Below are 16,015 nucleotides of genomic sequence, written 5' to 3'. Positions count from 1 at the left end.
CACGAGCCTCGTTAAGTGTGTAACCCTACTTACTGGCTGTTTCACTGAACATAGTGTCTAAACAAGAGGCTCGAAACGGAGTCGGGACTCAGCCGTCTCGATCACAGAAACACTCGTGGCCCCGTGTGGACCGGCCGACGATGAAGGCGTGAACCTCAGTGGCGAGTGCATACATTTTCTCTGCGCGATCCGCTGCAGCAAGTCCGTCCTGGTAATACGTCTTTGCTCGGTGTTCACGCCAGAGGTCTGCAAGATCCTCGGCGGTGGATTCAGCGAAGATCCCAATTGAAGCTGCTTCCCGGTAGACGCCGGGGTGGGTTCCAGGGAGGTCGGCAGGCTCCATCGTTCCACGCTCGAGGAGCCGAAACTCGACTGTCCGTTCGATGGCAACGAACGATGCCTCGATGACCAGTGTGTAGTAGCCTTCATCGCGGAGGGATGCGGCGCCGGCGAGCAGCCGGCACGCCTTCCGAAGCTGGAGGAGAGACGCGTCGTCGACGTCGAGCCCGGATTCGATTTGTGCTGGCCGGCGGTCGAACGCTGCTTGGACGTCGTCGATGTATTGTTCGATACGCGTACTACTCATCGGCGAAGACCTCCTTTCGAATCGTCTGAAGCCGGTCGTCACCGTAGACCGTGATTCCCTCATCGAAGATTTCCCGAAGTTTCGAACCGGCTCGACGTGCACTTTCAGCGGATTCGACGTACGGCTCGTAGTCGAATCGGTCTCCGTCGAATCGTCGGTCGCGGAGGTCCGCGACGATATCCGTTACGAGCTGTCGTGCTTTCGTCCGGTCACCGTCGACGATGACGAACAGGTCGAGGTCACTCTGCCGATCGGCTTCACCACGAGCGACGCTTCCGAAGACCACGATACCCAGGACGTCATTGACGTCATCGGTGTCGGTGACGGCCTGTCGGACTCGTTCGACAAACAAGCGAATCGGATCGTGGAATTCCGACTGTGGGATAGCAAGAATGGGGTCGTCTTTGTGGAGGCGATCCGGGTCGATTCCAACGTAGTTTCGTTGGGCCGTCTCTCGCACGCGGACTGCACCGGTACTTTCGAGGAGATTAACCGCTCGCCAGACTGTTGAGCGCGCCGCGCCCGTTGCATCGACGAGTTCGGCAATCGTAAATTCGGTCTCGTGAGCATCGACAAGCAGACGGAGTATCTCGTCGGCTGCCTCGCTACGAAAGAGGCCTGTATCATCGCCTGGCACGACATCGATACAGACAGTTATGCCTCGTTTCGTCATTTCAGACACTGTGTGATCTTATGCAACGAGGTATAAAGGGCTGGCGACAGTAAAAGTTCCTGCGCTGGCGAGACGGTCGTGGCGACGATGTCGGTCGAATACGGCTGCACCGATGTGACGATGGAGTCAGGGGCGTTCTAGACGTGATTTGGCCACAGATCGTCATCGTCCTCGATTTCTTCGGCTGGCACCGGCGAACTCTCGGCCACAGTATCGGCCTTTGACGCACCCGAGCTAGCAAGGTCTGGAAGCGGATAGCAGGTGTCCTCGTCCGCATCGTAGTACTGCAGTGGGAGCTCAGAATCGTTGGGGGAGCACGGCGATATCCCAGGTGCCAGGTGACGGGAGTTCGCCCTGAAACTCCTCTCGCGGTAGATACGGCGAACTGACGGGCGTGTACTCCTCCCGGAACTGCGTCTTCGAAATCGTGTTCTCATCTCCCCGGACGTCGGCATAGCCGTCGTCACTGACTTCGTACATCACCGGGAAATCGGCCAGTCAGCGGTCAAGCCAGTCGCCGATCGAATCGAATCTCGCGTACTCGTCTCCGTCTGAGTTGCGCAGGACGACTGCCGAGTCGCCGTCGTCGACCCACTGATACGTGGCGTCTCCCGGCAGCGCGACGTAGCTGTCTCCCTCCGCTGACGAGGTGCACCTGTAGTCGCAGTGGTGGTACCGACGGTCGGCGTCGTTCGGGGTGCGGGCCTTCGTGTAGGTCAGCATCGGGTCGGCGAGCTTGTCCGATATCTGGCGTGCACCGTCGGCGAAGCCGTCGTCGTCGGCGTTCACGACGAACAGGACGTGGTCGCCGTTCTCGACGCCCTTCCCCAGGTTGTCGCCGATCTGTGCCGGCGCCGAACGGGTCGCCTTCTCGAACTCGACGGCAATGTCCTGCTCGCCACTGAGTGCGAAGATACCCGGATAGTCGTCGAGCAGCTGCTCCCGGTTCTGTTTGGCCTCTTCGAGCGTCGCCCCGCCAGTCTCGATCGGGACCTCGGCCACGAGGTCGGGCATCTCGTCGCCCGTCTGGCGCGGGACGCGGACGTGGTACCCGAGGGCGCTGAGTCCACGTGCGATGTACTCCATTGGCGCCTGATGGCCGATCTTCCCGGCGTTGCCCGATTGGCCAGAATCCCACAGCTGTTCGCGGCCCTCGGGCGTCAGGTCGATACGCTCTCCGTCGGACGTGACGTCGACGAGCCCCTGGTGTTGGCCTTCTGGATCAGCGTGTCGACGTGCTAGCCGCTCACCGAGAGCTGTCGTTCAATGCGCTCAACCATCGGGTCGATAGGGGCGCCGGCGTCGGGAAAGTCGCGTTCACCTGATCAGTGTACGCAAATGGATTCCGTACGTAATGAGCGGGCTCAGTTTCGCTATTACTGTCCTGTGCTCTCTCTACGTGTAGTGCCGTCGTGCATCGACGCTCGATTTGTTGAGAACGCGCTCGGCTCAACGATCGTATTTGCTCAGAACTGGTCGTATGGACGTCATACACTCAACTTGCGACGAATCAGATACCGGTCCGATTCGAGCTGAAGCAACTACTCAATCCATGCGCGGATCTATCGGTAGATCGCGTCCATGGTCAGCATTCGGTGTCAGCGACCTGCGCTAACTGTGGGCTCTCGTCGCTGGGATGTGCATACCAAAAATGGAACTGGAGGCAGTAGTCCTCGTCGAGGTCGTCAACGCCTAGGATATCGACGCTCGCCGCGAAATTCTCGACGACTCCGTGTAACGCGACTGGAGAGACGTCTCTGTCCGGCGTCATCGTCACTTCGTCGTCGGTGCCCACGTCGACGCGGTACGATTCCCAGTCCAGCACGCCAGCTTCGGTTTCGAGCGCGAGGTGGAACGTCCGTGCCCGATCGTCCGCATTCCGGAGTTCGACATTCACGTCTCTGAGGGAGCCATCGGACGTGAACGGGGAAATACAGCCAGTGAGGCCGGATAACGTGGCAGTCGCACCGAGGAGGACGTGGCGGCGTTGCACACGTCCGGCCACAGCTGGCACTGGGAAGTAAATTTCCTGAAGCGACCACTCAATCCGTGACCCACCCGCCGCAGTCGACCACGACATCTCCGGCACCCTCCAAATCGCTTGAATAGGCCGTATTCACTGTGATTTCTCTGGTCAAAGACCAGTAAAGTAGCGCATCGAGATACATAGTCGTTCGATACGGTTATCTTACCTGCCATGTACCACTACTACAGGAAGTGTTGGGTGGTTCACACTCTCATTTCCGCCCAACAATGACGCGAGAGAACACGCGGGAACTGGGAGCTGGTATTCACCGGAATCACATTGGAAGACGACGATTTCTTGCGACAGTGGCTACAACGGGTGCCGTTATTGGCACGAGTGGACTGGCGAGCGCGGACGCAGGCGATACGTTCCCACCGAACGGCATTACCGAGTGGGGAACTCCTGTGAACCTGGGTAACGGTGAGGTGCGGACGTTCACCACCGCCACACCGTCAGGACGGCCAAAGTATCACGGACTATTGATGGATCGATCCGCCCTCGAGGGGCTTCCGTCGGCCGCAGAACTTGAACAGTCTGGCGCTCAGCGGTACACAACCAAGTACGGACCTGACGGCGAATCGGTGGTCATCCACCACAAGTGGTCACAGGAATTCTTCATCCCGTTTCCGCAAACGCCGTCGACGCCCTTCACCTTCCTCGGGCTCAACTGGAATCCGGAGGGACACCCACCACCGATGGCATGGGAAGTGCCCCACTTCGACATCCACTTCCACATGCTCCCGACCGACACCGTCGACGCCATCGTCGGGCCAGCCGCACCGACCTACGACCTTCCGAGTACGTACATTCCCGATGGATACGGCCGGGGACCAATCGTCGAGGAACGAGTAATCACCGATATGGGTGAACACATGGTCGACGCTACTGTTCCCGAGATGAACGGTGGGGAGTTCTCGAACACACTCATCTGGGGCGCCTACGACCCCGACGACGATGGGACTGCGGAACTGACGTTCGTAGAGCCGATGATCACTCGGAAGTACTTCCGAGAGCACTCGGACACTGACCGGCGAGGAATTGCCCAGCCCGAGACATATGCCACGGCCGGGACCTATCCAACGGCATACGCGGTCCGTGACGTCCCAGATCGGGACGCCATCGCCGTCACCATTGAGAACTTCAAGCAGTTCAGTGGGGGCGACTGACGACCAGCCCACAGAGAGGAATGTTCTCGATTAGATTCTACGCTGTTTTTGACACACTCTGTATTCAGCAGGCGGTTCTTAGCAGCGACTGGACAACTCTTCGGTTACCGTGGTCCCCCCTTCCTCCGTATTTAGTACTGGCTTCTCAGTCCTCTCGCACACTGGTAATCGGCAAAGACAGAGAAACACACTTCCAAAACCACTATTAGTGTCTCAGTAGCTCCGAACACTGATCTAAGGGCTACTCCGTTGTTAATCGCCGTTTCATAATCGGTCAAATCGTCCGCAAGGGGCACCAAGTGCAGGAAGCGATCCAAACTAGGAGCAAAATCTCCAAGGGACCGAATGGTGACGAAAGCAGGAAATGCCAGTAGTCGGATAGAGGCCGTCAAACACGGTTTTTTGGGGTCGTTAATCTGGGAATAAGCGCCGCGCAGAATTCAGAGAAATCGCCGGACGGAAGCCGATTATGAAAATTTGAGCCGGGAAATCACCGTCTCGCTCGATTCGCCGGGATGATCCACCCAAAATTCCGAACTCACTTCCAAGAGTTGGGGTTCAAGCAGGTCACAGGGGGGCGACTGTCGAATGGTGAAGCCTGGTCGATCGAGTGATTCCACGCCCCGTTTCATATCTGAATGTCCGGACAAATGTCGACCTTCAGGGGCGCTCGAACGGATTCTGAGTCTCTCCCTGTCGAGCTACTAGCCTCCGTTCGTATTCTCTATCGATCGCTGGCCACTCACCCATATCGGGACTGCCGCTCGGCCCGCTCGATGCGCAGTCGACGACGACCGAACGTACCCGTGCGTGAGTCGCGCAATCGCAAGACTGCAACCGATTATGAAGGTTTTGTCGCCCGGTTCGAACGGGCGTTGAGTTGACGTCGTCGGTCCGTTGAGACGCCACTTGTCTCCAACGCAGTCCACGCGACTCGTACCTTCGTTCAACTTTCAATTCGTACGATTTAACCCCTCTAAGCCACTCGACTGCCAATTTTCGTTCTTCGACTGTCACTGGGTCGTTTCCAGGCCAACTCGATAGTAGTCATCTCGACCGCGTTCTGTCTCGGGCCATCACCTCGATTGCAGGCCAATCTGGCCACTCAGTCCCGATCCCAAAACCACCAGACTGCAACCGATTATGAAACTTTCAGGCCCTGTTTCGTTGGCCCTCTTTCACTCGCCCAATTTCGGTTCCACCCAGCTCAGCCTTCGTGCTGCAACTTTCTCTGTTCCTCCGATTGCTCATCCGCACGATCTCTCGTTTCCTAGTTCCAATCGAGCGTCTGCTCCAGTGTTCCTCCCGGACGATCTGGCCGATTATGAACTCCTGTTTACTGCCTTAGATTCGCCGAGGAGAGTTCTACAAACCGCTGCACCACTCACATAAGTTTTGTAGATTCACTGGCTGTGACTTCTGGTTCGGGTGTGATGCTTCAGCTCGTGCTCCGTCTGTACTCGCCGATCGCGGTATTACAATTCCGGAGAAGACCTACTGAATTGTCCAGTATTCTAAATCGTCTATACTACATTAGCCGCAAAAAAGCATTTATAAAGAGAGAGAATGCCACCATATAATGAATCGACGACACGTTTTGGCCCTTCTCGGTTCAACGCTCTCAATCGCAGGATGTACTTCCCGTGAGACCAGTTCTCCGAATTCAACATCGATGGACACTCCGGAGACCACGACGGAAAACCAGTCAACGGCCTCTCCAACAGTATCCCTAACGGAGAGCAAGACCGGACTTCCGTTCGAAACGCCGTCTCCGAAGGAGTGTACCGTCTCAGACCTACCACGACCTGAGCCGACAGCAGGACTGCAAACTAAAGATTACCCACAGTACCCACAATCGGTCACAGCGGCGTCAGCTGAAGCGTATGCTACTGATTTCGAAGCGGTCTACCAATTCAACTCATACCTCGATACCGAGGCGAATTCGGACACACAGGAGTTATCCGTCGACCCGCGCGCCGACAACGACCTTTCTGAAGAGACGACTGACGGGTTTCTCGTCGGTGTCGAAGGAGAACTCTCAGTACAACAGGGTGCCCTCTATGATAATCCGGTCACCGGGGTTTACCATCTGACCACTGAAATGGCCGTCCGCGCTGATATCGAGGCGCCGACTCTCTACGACGTTGGATCGCTCCGTTCAGTCTCCGTCACAGGCACACAGACTATTTACTGTCGAGACAGCTCCAGTGAGTAGACCGTAGTTGAGGGGCTTGCAGGTGCTGAGAGCGTTGACCAAAGTGATACCAATCTCGTCTGTACGATGGAGTTCAGGCGGATATTACGCAGAAGAGGGGGTGAATCGACCGAATTCACTACATGCTTATTGCTCGAATTTCTGAATTGAGATGCCGGACGAGTTTGCCGAAATTGAGAGATAGTCCCACTCATTGGATGGATGGGTTACCTGGGTTTCAGCAGTTTCGTCGGTAGTCATGATCTTAACTGTGTAGTCACCCTCGTCAACGAACATCTCTTTGAACCATGGATCATTCTTGAAACCATTGTCTGGGATGGTGACTTCTATCTCCCGCCAAAATTCCCCATCCAACGTTTCTGTATTGACTCGAAAGAACACTTCTGAGGTGGTGTCATTGTTGAGTTTGATTGGCGCAGTTGCCTGGGTGCCGAAACCCAGACAGCCAGTAATGGCTGGAAGACCAGCCGCTATGAGAGCGGAACTGGCGCGAAGTACTTGGCGGCGACGCATACTATCGATAAATCAACGACTGTGGTAAGTACATTGCCCTCTACTGTCCGATCCCGATTAAATGACCCTGGAAAGACATGGTAAATTGACCAATATCATACATGGTAGCTGAGTAATTGGACGCACCAATTGTTCACACGACGACCGAAGTTAGTCTTGCTCGTTCCAATTTTGCGGTGAACAACTGAGCCACTGATTCCTTCTAAGTCGCCCCGTCCAGTTCTCTAAGCAGCTTCCGGAGGAAGCCACTCATCGTGTGGCATCCTTCAAGTTCTTACGGTAGTGGAATAAATGGAACGTATGACCTCCATTACCCGGCGTCAGCTCCTCGGGGCCGGGGCCGCCCTCGCTGTTGGTGGGTACGGTGGACACCGACTCCTCCGCGGTGCCCCGGAAGCCAGTTTCGACGCCTGGGCACCTGCACAGGATACGTGGCCCCTCCTTCGATACGATGCGGCGAACACCGCCCACAATCCTCACGCGAGTCCTCCTCGCCAAGCGCCGACGCGTCGGGCCCTCACGTCCGTCGAATCGCCCGTTCGTCCTCTCGTTGGCAGTTCTCGCATCGTCCTGTACGGATCGAGCCTCGCGTCGTACCCACGGGAAATCGGCGCTGTGACAACCGTCACCGACGCCACGGTTCGACACGCTGGGCTCGGTCCAGGCGGGACGCTCCACGCAGTTCAGCAGACCGACGAAAGCGAATCCCGCTACGCCGTCGTCAGCTACGACGGAACCACCGAAACGAACCGGTACATGCTCCGCGATCGTCGTCCGAGTTCGTTGACCGTCGGACCGACGGAGGTGTACGTCGGAACTCCCTCGCGGAACGTTCTCGCCATCCAATCCGGTACGAAAGACTGGCACGTAGATGGGATGATGCCGGCACTCGAAGGTGGGAGATTGTACACGGCGGGTGCGTCAGACGGCGTCGTCGCCTACGCAGAACGGTCCGGAGTTGACCGTCCGCTGTCCGCTGGACCCAAGCGACTGTGGACGGGAGAGTGGATCCCCGGTCAGGTTCATCAACCAGCTGTCGCTAACGGGCGGCTCCTCGTCGGCACGTACGACGTCCCGCCCAATGGGGGCGTCGTCGGTGCGTACGATACGGAGAACGGTGAGCGATTGTGGGAGCCACGCAACTTGGGAATGGACGTGGCGACGCCTGCCGTCGTCGGTGACAGGGGGTACACCGCGGTCGGCACCGACGGACTCCAGTCCGGTCGGGTCGTCGCGCTCGATCTCACAACTGGGGAAACGCTCTGGGAGGACGAGACTGACTGGTACGCATATGCACCGGTCGTGAGTGAGGAAACGCTCGTTGTTGTCGGACAGGTACGTGATGGCGACGAGTTTTCCGCAGGAAAGGTCCGTGCCTACGATACGACGTCGGGCGAGGTACTCTGGACGGTCACATTCGAGTCCGCTGTACCGAACAGGGCTGGGGTCAGTCTCGTCGGTGAGCGCGTGTACGCTACTATTGGCACGACGCTCTCCGAACTTGCTTAGTCATCGTTCTGGAGCTATACGTGCGAATCAAACCCTGGTTCTTTGAACCAATCTTTATAAACCGACTGACAGTAAATCCCGCGTATGAACAGGCAACTCAAGTGGGGAATTGGAACCCTCATTCTTGGCGGAGTCGGTCTTGTACTTCACGGAATCACTGGTGCATTTCAGAACCCGTTTGGATCAGGTCTGCAGAAGAGACCAGTCAACTTGATTGCGATTGGAGGCGCCCTCCTTCTCGTCGTCTCTGGAGCCGCAACAGTCGTCCAATCTCGTCGGCCTGATTAGTGTACGGCCCGTATTACCCGACTCAGAGCCGATGATTCCAGCCACGAATAGTTGAATCAACCGTACTCTACAAGTGCCTATTGAACAAAACTTATCGGTAGCTAAAATTACACTATTGCATGGGAAGTTTGGATGAATCAGATACGCGTATTGTTCTTACTACCGTAGCTATGATTATCGCTGGCGGAGCCATGCTGGTGATGATTGGGCAAGGTGATGGTGGGATTTGGGCTGTTATCGGTGCAGTCTGCTCTCTGATAGTGGGTGCAATAGGAGTATTTCAGCTGGTTACTCGGCACCTCTGGACGTGAGTGGTACGTCTTTTCCCTGTATTGACCAAGAGAGCGCTTTGCTGAACCACTGCTCAGGATTTCATTAGAGCCACCGGGGAGTGAGCAGGGGCGTATCCACGCCAATTAACAGGTACCAGATTGTGCCCCGGCGCATTCAAGCGAGACCCACCAGCGACCAATTATTCGTCGCTGGCGCGACTGCTGGACACCCGGTTCGAGAAACCTCCGACGGGCGCTCCGCCAGTTCGACACCCCTACGGGCGTGACTCGTGGTAACGGTAGAGCGCCGTCACTTCCCTTCTAGGACGTCGCATTAACGCGGTTCACGTGCCCCAACGGGCATCGTAGCTGGGAACCGACGAATCACCAGTCGCCCTCGCACCACAGCCGAATCCCGTCCTCGCGGGCGACGTGACGACAGCCCCTCACTTCTGATCAGTCCTCGGCCACTGTCCGGGCCGATGGGTCTGGCGCGGGGGCGGGCGGTTCGTGCGTCCCGAAGTCGGGGTGGGTCTCCTCCATCCAGCCGTACACGACCGCGCCGGAGACGAACATCAGGGCGGCGGTCAGGTAGAAGGCGGCCTCGGCGTTCACGAACTCCATGGAGAGTCCGATCAGGACCGCGCCGACCGCGTAGCCGGAGTCGCGCCACATCCGGTAGACGCCCATGCCGGCCGACCGCCACGTCGGGTGGGCGGCGTCGCTGGGAACCGTCATCAGGTTCGGATACAGCAACGCCATGCCCAGCCCGGAGACGCCGGCCAGGGCAGCCCACGGGAGGTATCCCTCAACGAGTACCATCCCGAGGACGCCACCGCCCGCGAGGAACATCCCCGCGACGACGGGCGGGCGGCGACCGATGCGGTCCGCGAGCCCACCGGTCGCGATCTGGAGGAAGTACATCGCGCTGTGGACGCCGACGACGACGCCGACCGCGGCGATGCCCAGCCCCTGGCTCGTGAGGTACAGCGGCACGGCGATCCAGAACAGCGTGTCCACGAAGTTCTCGACGTGGCCGGCCTGCGCCGCGGCGAACAGCGTCCTGTCGCCGTAGGTCGCCCGCTTGAGCACCTCGTCGAACGGGAGGTTCGCGTCGTGGTCGTCGTCGTCGCCTTCGGCCTGTGCGTACTGGACCGTCTCCCTGATCAGGAAGACGGAGACGAGGAACGCCAGTACGACGACCGCGGCGAGGAAGTAGAACGGCTCGGGCCGGAGACTGGTCTGGCCGGCGATGAGGCCCGTGACCCAGGCGCCGACGGCGACGCCGCTGTACCCGAACGCCTCGTCGATACCGACCGCGAGGCCGCGCTGGTCCGGACCCGCCAGATCGATCTTGGCGTTGATCGCCATGCTCCAGGTCAGCGCCTGGTTGATCCCGAGCAGGACGTTCCCGACCGTGATCCAGCCCCAGCTGGGGGCGAAGACGAGGACGAGCGGGAGCGGGAGCGCGGTCGCCCACCCGAGCACGAGGACGGGTTTGCGGCCGTACCGCTCGCCCCACTTCCCGGCGTAGAGGTTGAGGACCGACTTGACGATCCCGAACGAGACGACGAACGAGCCGATGACGAACAGCGACTCGACGCCCAGGACGTCCCGGCCAAGGACGGGGACGACGGCGCGTTCGGACCCGATGGTCAGCCCGGTCGCGAACACGAGCAGGACGTGGAGTGAGAACTGGCCGAGGTGCTCGCGGATTCCCTGTCTGAGTTCGGTGGCCTGACTCATGGATTACTCCGCGGCACAGTTGTTCGGCCCAAGTTCCAGTTCGGCCAGTTCGTCGGCGGGCACCGACTCCTGGCCGACGTTCGTTCGCTTGACGCGCTCGAAGTTCGGCGGGTGGTCCGGGACGTCCGAAGCGAGCGCCTCGACGAACTCCTCGCGGTCGCGGCCGAGGTCGGCGTTCCGGTCCCTGACCTCACCGAGCGTCGCCGTCACCGGCGGTTCGGGCGAGCCGGGATCGTGGGCCGGAAGGACGAGCGCGCCGTCCGGCCGGGCCAGCAGGCGCTGGAGACTCTCGTAGAGCGTGGCGGCGTTCTGCTCGATATCTGAGTCCTCGATCCCGGCTTCGACGCCGAGTTCGACGCGCCCGACGCTGTCGTGGAAGAGCGTGTCGCCCGTCAGGAGCGCTGCACCGCCGACGTCGAACGAGATGCTCCCCTCGCTGTGTCCGGGGGTGTGTACGACTTCGATTTCGACGGTTCCGACCTCGAAGACCTGCCCGTCCGCCAGAGGAGTGGCGTCGACGGCGAGTGCGTCCTTCGGGTGGAGGTAGTACGGAACGCCGCGGCGCTCTGCGAGGTCGGCGGCGCCGGAGACGTGGTCGGCGTGGGCGTGCGTATCGAAGACGCCGACGAGCTCGGCGTCGTGCTCGTCGAGGACCGCCTCGTACTCGTCGAGGTAGTGCGAGGGGTCGAAGACGGCGGCCTCGCCGTCGGAGACGAGGACGTGCGAGAGGCAGCCTTTCCCCGGCCGGGCGACCTGGATCAGCGTGCCGTCCAGGTCAGCGGGAACGCTCGCGTGCCGGTGGACGCGACTCCAGCCGTTCATCCCGTCCGTGAGCGTCACGGCGTCGTAGCCCATCTCCCGGAGGACGTCAGTCGCGGTCTGGGAGACGACGCCCGCAGCGCAGACGGTGACGATCTGGCCGTCCTCGGGGAGCTCTGCGAGGGCGTCCTTCGCCGACTCGGGGTCGGCGGTCAGTTCGTCGTAGGCGTCGACGTTGATACTGCCCGGAACGTGCCACTCCTCGAACGCCTGTTCGTGGCGAATATCGAGGACGACGACGTCGTCGCCGTCGGTCCGCAAGCGGTCACCGAGTCGGTCTGGAGAGATTGCTGGCATCAGTGGTTCCTCGTAGACGAAGAAGCTGCATATAGTTCGTGCCGGACATGACCGGCACCCTTAATTCTATCAGGACCGTTCGATCACGTATGAGCCTCTACGAGGCCTCGTTCCGGGTCAAACACGAGTGTCCGTACCGAGAAATCTCGGAACGCCACCCGGACCTCACGATCCGCGAGTGGTACCTGAGCGACTGCCAGGTGATCGAACTCTCCTCCTCGGCGTCCCCGACCGACGAGCTCCGCGACGAGATCGACCAGCTCGGAACCATCCTCCACGAATCGGTCGACGAGTCCGGCCTCCACGTCGTCACGCAGTCCTGTCTCTGTTCGCTCGAGGGCTCCATCATCGAACGGTTCGAGGAGTACAACTGCCTCTACCAGCCGCCGACGATCCACCGCCAGGGGTGGGAACACTACACGGTCATCGCGTTCGACGAGACCGACGTACAGGCCCTCTTTCGGGACCTCGAGGCCGACCGGGACGTCGAGGTGCTCTCGAAGACGGCCATCACGGAACAGCAGATCCCCCACAGCATGCTGGCCCCGGTCGACCAGTTGTTCGAAACGGTGACCGACCGACAGCTGGCGGCCCTCCGGCTGGCCCTCGAGAGCGGCTACTACGAGCAGCCGCGGAAGACGTCGCTCAGGGACCTCGCCGACCAGACGGCCGTCGCCCGGTCGACGTACGAAGAACACCTCCGGAAGGCGGAGAACAAACTCCTCACGAACGCCGGCCAGTTCCTGCGACTGGTGACCGCGGCGTCGTCGGCCGACCCACTGCAGGTCGAGAAGACGCGTCAGTCCGAACGGGCCGCCGACTGAACGGCGTCCGCTCCCGACAGAGGGCGGAAACGTTGCGTCGCTCCGGGATATGTAGAGCGTTCGTCACTGCGTTTCTCCGGACGCTGGACTGGTCGATTCGTTCGACGGTCACTCGCGACTCCCAACCGGTCGCTGTCGGCGTCACACTGACCGATCGTGAGGGGGAGCCGCCACCTGATCGACCGGGTCCACGGTTGGGGGACTCGCCCAGCAGAATCGTCCAGGGTATCGACCGTCGCGTACCGGCCTGTCGTTCCGGGGTAAGTGTATTGCCAGCGGAAAGGTTTGCGTGCAATATCTATAGTGCTGGAATTTATTATACCGAAGCCTGATATGAAATCCAGGACGGCCGGTGGCGTGCCCGTCCTGGGGGGTCACGTCCTGGATCCCGGGGCTCTGGACGGGTGCCGCGGGTAGACCGGTGAGTGAGCGAGGGCAGTGCGACGGACGAGAATCTGTGTCCCGAATCGGCGGACACACTCACGAGAGCAATCTATGACAGGAGAACGCAAATCGAACGAGACGGATCGAAGTGGGGCGCTGGGACGGCGACGGTTTCTCCAGGCGACTGGCGGCCTCGTCGTAGCGGGCGCCCTCGGAAGTAACGTAGCCTCGGCTCAGACCGCGAGCGAACCGAGCAGGTGGTCGGACCCGGCGACCTGGGACGGCTCGCTCCCCGAAGCCGGGGACCAGGTGACCATCGAGGAGGGCGACCACGTCGTGCTCGACACCAGCCCACCACCGCTGGACGGCGTCCTCGTCAACGGCACCCTCGAGTTCGCCGACGACTCGATCGTCAGCGGCGACAACAGCGGTAGTGGCGGCAGCAGCGACAGTGACGACGGCAGTGACGGTAGTACCGGCAGCGACGGCGACAACGACGGTACCGATACCAGCGGAAGCGACGATTCCGGCGACGCGGCGTCGTGCCCGGCCCCCTGGGACTCGGGAACGGTCTACAGAGAGGGCGACAGGGCCACCTACGACGGGACCCGCTGGGAAGCCCAGTGGTGGACCGAAGGTGACGAACCGGGCGCCAGTCAGTGGGGCCCCTGGGAAGAACTCGGCCCGTGTGAGGGCACCGCCGACGGTGACGGGAGTGACGAGGCGAACCAACTGGTACTCGAGGAGAGCGGTGACAGTTCCGGACGGTTCGACGGGGAGGGGACCGCCTGTGCGCCCCGGTGGCAGCCCGTCGACTCCCACGACGCCGCCTACACGTCCGGGGACGTCGTCTCCCACGACGGCGCGAACTGGGAGGCCCAGTGGTACACCCAGGACGACGAACCCGGGGAGGCCGACGTCTGGGAGGAGGTCGAGGCCTGCTCCATCGTCGCGGGCGACGACGGCCACGGCAGCGCCGACGTCGACCTTGAACTCACGACGACGTGGCTGCTCGCCGAGGGGTCGAACTCGCTGATCCGCATCGGGTCGGCGGACGAGCCCTACGAACACGACGTCCGGATCACGCTTGTCGGCCTCGGCCACGGGAACGTCAGGGGCGAGGACGACATGGCCATCGGGACGAAGTTCCTCGGCACCTGGGACGGCGGCTCGATCGAGATCCACGGCGCCAGCCGGGAGAAGACCGACTGGACGCAACTCGACGCCAGCGCCGACGCCGGTGCGGAGACGATCACGCTCGCCGACGCTGTCGACTGGGAGGCGGGCGACCAGATCGCCATCGCCCCCAGCGGCTCCGACCCCTGGCAAGCCGAACGGCGGACGGTCGAGTCGGTCAACGGGACCCAGGTGACGCTGGACGAACCCCTGGAACACGACCACTACGGCGCCGTCGAGACTCACGCCGGCACGGAACTCGACATGCGGGCCGAGGTCGGCCTGCTCACTCGCAACGTCGAACTCCGCGGCGACGAACTCAGCTATCGCGACCGGAACCAGGGCGTCGACTCGGAGTACGCCCCCGGCTTCGGCGGCCACGGCATCTTCGCCGACCCCGGACGGGTCCGGATCGAGGGGCTCGAAGGGTTCCGCCTGGGCCAGACCGGTCTCCAGGCCAGATACCCGCTGCACTTCCACCACGGCCACGACCAGGACGGCTCCTACATCAGGCACAACAGCGTCTGGCACAGCTTCCAGCGCGGGATCAACGCCCACGGCACTGGCAACGTCCTGATCGAAGGCAACGTCGTCTTCGACACTATCGACCACTCCTATCTCGTCGAGGAGGGACTCCCGGCGGAGGAGGGCAACGTCTTCCGGGAGAACCTGGCTATCCTCACGAAGAACGTCAGGGAGTCCGACCGGGCCTTCGGTGGGTACCTGGAGAATCCGGGCGACGTCCGCCGGCGACCGAAGCAACAGAACAGCTATCGACCGGCCGCGTTCTGGATCTCGAATCCCAGCAACGAGCTCGTGGGGAACCACGCCGCCGGCGGCTACGGCGCGATGGGGTTCTTCTACGACGGCCACGACGAGTCGGACGTGGGACTCGACGCCAGCGAGTTCGAGATAACCTTCGAGGACAACGTCGCCCACTCCTACTCGGTTCGACCCCAGAAGCAGCTCGATGGCTACACTGGCGACGTCGGCGAGGACGCCCTCCTTCGCTCGTGGCGGATGTCACACTACCAGCACATCTGCCAGGGGATCGGGCTGATGATGCAGCTCGAACCGATGGAGATCGACCCCGACGAGATCCCCAAGAACCGGGAGGACCTGCTCACCGGCTTCACCGCCTACAAGTGCGAGCACTCGGGGGTCTGGACGGAGTTCCAGACCTCTATTCTCGAAGACAGCGTGATCGCCGACTTCAACATCGGTCACTTCGCGATGGGCGGCTCCGAGACCAGGGACACCGTGTTCGTCGGTCGCGACGCGACGGACAACGACGTGGCGCCCCCGCCGACGCGCTTCAAGACCGGCGGCCCGAACCTCGAGGGGCCGGCACTCCACGACGCCACCGACGGTGGCCAGTACGAGAAACTGGCACCGACGACCACGAACGTCGACTACGTCGACGTCAGACTGGAGCACAACAGCCGCCTCACGCCGTCGGCGCGGACCACCGACGAGTAGCGGCGTGCCGGACGCGGGAGACTGACAGGGGAGACTGACGGG

14 protein-coding genes are annotated in these 16,015 nt (G+C 61.0%); 6 read left to right on the top strand and 8 right to left on the bottom strand.

Annotation, left to right across the window (positions count from 1 at the left end):
- Positions 1–88 precede the first annotated feature (88 nt).
- From BM337_RS09500 to BM337_RS09480, 5 genes are all read right to left on the bottom strand, one after another.
- Entirely contained in the window at positions 89–586 is a 498-nt protein-coding gene (locus BM337_RS09500) for a DUF8154 family protein (protein WP_089816299.1), read from the bottom strand.
- Positions 579–1,259, bottom strand: coding sequence for a nucleotidyltransferase domain-containing protein (locus BM337_RS09495; RefSeq protein WP_089816297.1), 681 nt, complete (start codon positions 1,257–1,259; stop codon positions 579–581). Before BM337_RS09495 ends, BM337_RS09500 begins: the two co-directional genes overlap by 8 nt.
- Positions 1,260–1,556: 297 nt before the next feature.
- Positions 1,557–1,739 carry a hypothetical protein gene (locus BM337_RS09490; protein ID WP_089816295.1) on the bottom strand — a complete coding sequence of 61 codons (183 nt, stop codon included), beginning with the start codon at positions 1,737–1,739 and terminating at the stop codon, positions 1,557–1,559.
- An 18-nt stretch (positions 1,740–1,757) separates the two neighbouring features.
- Complete coding sequence (locus tag BM337_RS09485; protein ID WP_089816293.1) at positions 1,758–2,345, bottom strand: hypothetical protein; 588 nt, start codon at positions 2,343–2,345, stop codon at positions 1,758–1,760.
- Positions 2,346–2,844: 499 nt separating this feature from the next.
- Positions 2,845–3,252: a hypothetical protein gene (locus BM337_RS09480; RefSeq protein ID WP_089816291.1), complete on the bottom strand. Its 408-nt coding sequence runs from the start codon at positions 3,250–3,252 to the stop codon at positions 2,845–2,847.
- Positions 3,253–3,512: 260 nt separating this feature from the next.
- Between BM337_RS09480 and BM337_RS09475 the strand changes: the two genes are divergently transcribed.
- Positions 3,513–4,451 (top strand): hypothetical protein, encoded by a 939-nt coding sequence (locus BM337_RS09475; protein ID WP_089816289.1) that lies wholly within the window; start codon positions 3,513–3,515, stop codon positions 4,449–4,451.
- A 1,579-nt stretch (positions 4,452–6,030) separates the two neighbouring features.
- Positions 6,031–6,666 (top strand): hypothetical protein, encoded by a 636-nt coding sequence (locus BM337_RS20590; protein ID WP_143117689.1) that lies wholly within the window; start codon positions 6,031–6,033, stop codon positions 6,664–6,666.
- A 126-nt stretch (positions 6,667–6,792) separates the two neighbouring features.
- Here BM337_RS20590 and BM337_RS20585 read toward each other — a convergent pair whose 3' ends face one another.
- Positions 6,793–7,179 carry a hypothetical protein gene (locus BM337_RS20585; RefSeq protein ID WP_143117688.1) on the bottom strand — a complete coding sequence of 129 codons (387 nt, stop codon included), beginning with the start codon at positions 7,177–7,179 and terminating at the stop codon, positions 6,793–6,795.
- A gap of 615 nt (positions 7,180–7,794) precedes the next feature.
- Here BM337_RS20585 and BM337_RS09470 point away from each other — a divergent pair.
- Both BM337_RS09470 and BM337_RS20580 read left to right on the top strand, forming a co-directional pair.
- Entirely contained in the window at positions 7,795–8,688 is an 894-nt protein-coding gene (locus tag BM337_RS09470; RefSeq protein WP_177227390.1) for an outer membrane protein assembly factor BamB family protein, read from the top strand.
- 84 nt (positions 8,689–8,772) lie between these two features.
- On the top strand, positions 8,773–8,976 hold the full coding sequence (locus BM337_RS20580) for a hypothetical protein (RefSeq protein ID WP_143117687.1): 204 nt from the start codon (positions 8,773–8,775) through the stop codon (positions 8,974–8,976).
- A gap of 728 nt (positions 8,977–9,704) precedes the next feature.
- Here BM337_RS20580 and BM337_RS09465 read toward each other — a convergent pair.
- On the bottom strand, positions 9,705–10,994 hold the full coding sequence (locus BM337_RS09465; RefSeq protein ID WP_089816285.1) for an MFS transporter: 1,290 nt from the start codon (positions 10,992–10,994) through the stop codon (positions 9,705–9,707).
- A gap of 3 nt (positions 10,995–10,997) precedes the next feature.
- Positions 10,998–12,110, bottom strand: a complete 1,113-nt coding sequence (locus BM337_RS09460) for an MBL fold metallo-hydrolase (RefSeq protein WP_089816284.1) — start codon at positions 12,108–12,110, stop codon at positions 10,998–11,000.
- An 89-nt stretch (positions 12,111–12,199) separates the two neighbouring features.
- On the opposite strand from BM337_RS09460, the gene BM337_RS09455 reads away from it, so the two are divergent.
- Complete coding sequence (locus tag BM337_RS09455) at positions 12,200–12,934, top strand: helix-turn-helix domain-containing protein (RefSeq protein WP_089816282.1); 735 nt, start codon at positions 12,200–12,202, stop codon at positions 12,932–12,934.
- A gap of 495 nt (positions 12,935–13,429) precedes the next feature.
- Positions 13,430–15,973 (top strand): G8 domain-containing protein, encoded by a 2,544-nt coding sequence (locus tag BM337_RS21100; RefSeq protein WP_177227388.1) that lies wholly within the window; start codon positions 13,430–13,432, stop codon positions 15,971–15,973.
- Positions 15,974–16,015: the final 42 nt, after the last annotated feature.

Source organism: Halomicrobium zhouii (assembly GCF_900114435.1).
Lineage (GTDB): Archaea > Halobacteriota > Halobacteria > Halobacteriales > Haloarculaceae > Halomicrobium > Halomicrobium zhouii.
The sequence above is the reverse complement of the archived record's forward strand: the minus strand, read 5'-3'. Positions and strand labels throughout refer to the sequence as shown.

Bases quoted from the DNA above. Each gene is read 5' to 3' on its own strand.
- BM337_RS09500 (WP_089816299.1), bottom strand. From the start codon at position 586: ATGAGTAGTACGCGTATCGAACAATACATCGACGACGTCCAAGCAGCG.
- BM337_RS09495 (WP_089816297.1), bottom strand. From the start codon at position 1,259: ATGACGAAACGAGGCATAACTGTCTGTATCGATGTCGTGCCAGGCGAT.
- BM337_RS09490 (WP_089816295.1), bottom strand. From the start codon at position 1,739: ATGTACGAAGTCAGTGACGACGGCTATGCCGACGTCCGGGGAGATGAG.
- BM337_RS09485 (WP_089816293.1), bottom strand. From the start codon at position 2,345: ATGGAGTACATCGCACGTGGACTCAGCGCCCTCGGGTACCACGTCCGC.
- BM337_RS09475 (WP_089816289.1), top strand. From the start codon at position 3,513: ATGACGCGAGAGAACACGCGGGAACTGGGAGCTGGTATTCACCGGAAT.
- BM337_RS20590 (WP_143117689.1), top strand. From the start codon at position 6,031: ATGAATCGACGACACGTTTTGGCCCTTCTCGGTTCAACGCTCTCAATC.
- BM337_RS20585 (WP_143117688.1), bottom strand. From the start codon at position 7,179: ATGCGTCGCCGCCAAGTACTTCGCGCCAGTTCCGCTCTCATAGCGGCT.
- BM337_RS20580 (WP_143117687.1), top strand. From the start codon at position 8,773: ATGAACAGGCAACTCAAGTGGGGAATTGGAACCCTCATTCTTGGCGGA.
- BM337_RS09465 (WP_089816285.1), bottom strand. From the start codon at position 10,994: ATGAGTCAGGCCACCGAACTCAGACAGGGAATCCGCGAGCACCTCGGC.
- BM337_RS09460 (WP_089816284.1), bottom strand. From the start codon at position 12,110: ATGCCAGCAATCTCTCCAGACCGACTCGGTGACCGCTTGCGGACCGAC.
- BM337_RS09455 (WP_089816282.1), top strand. From the start codon at position 12,200: ATGAGCCTCTACGAGGCCTCGTTCCGGGTCAAACACGAGTGTCCGTAC.
- BM337_RS21100 (WP_177227388.1), top strand. From the start codon at position 13,430: ATGACAGGAGAACGCAAATCGAACGAGACGGATCGAAGTGGGGCGCTG.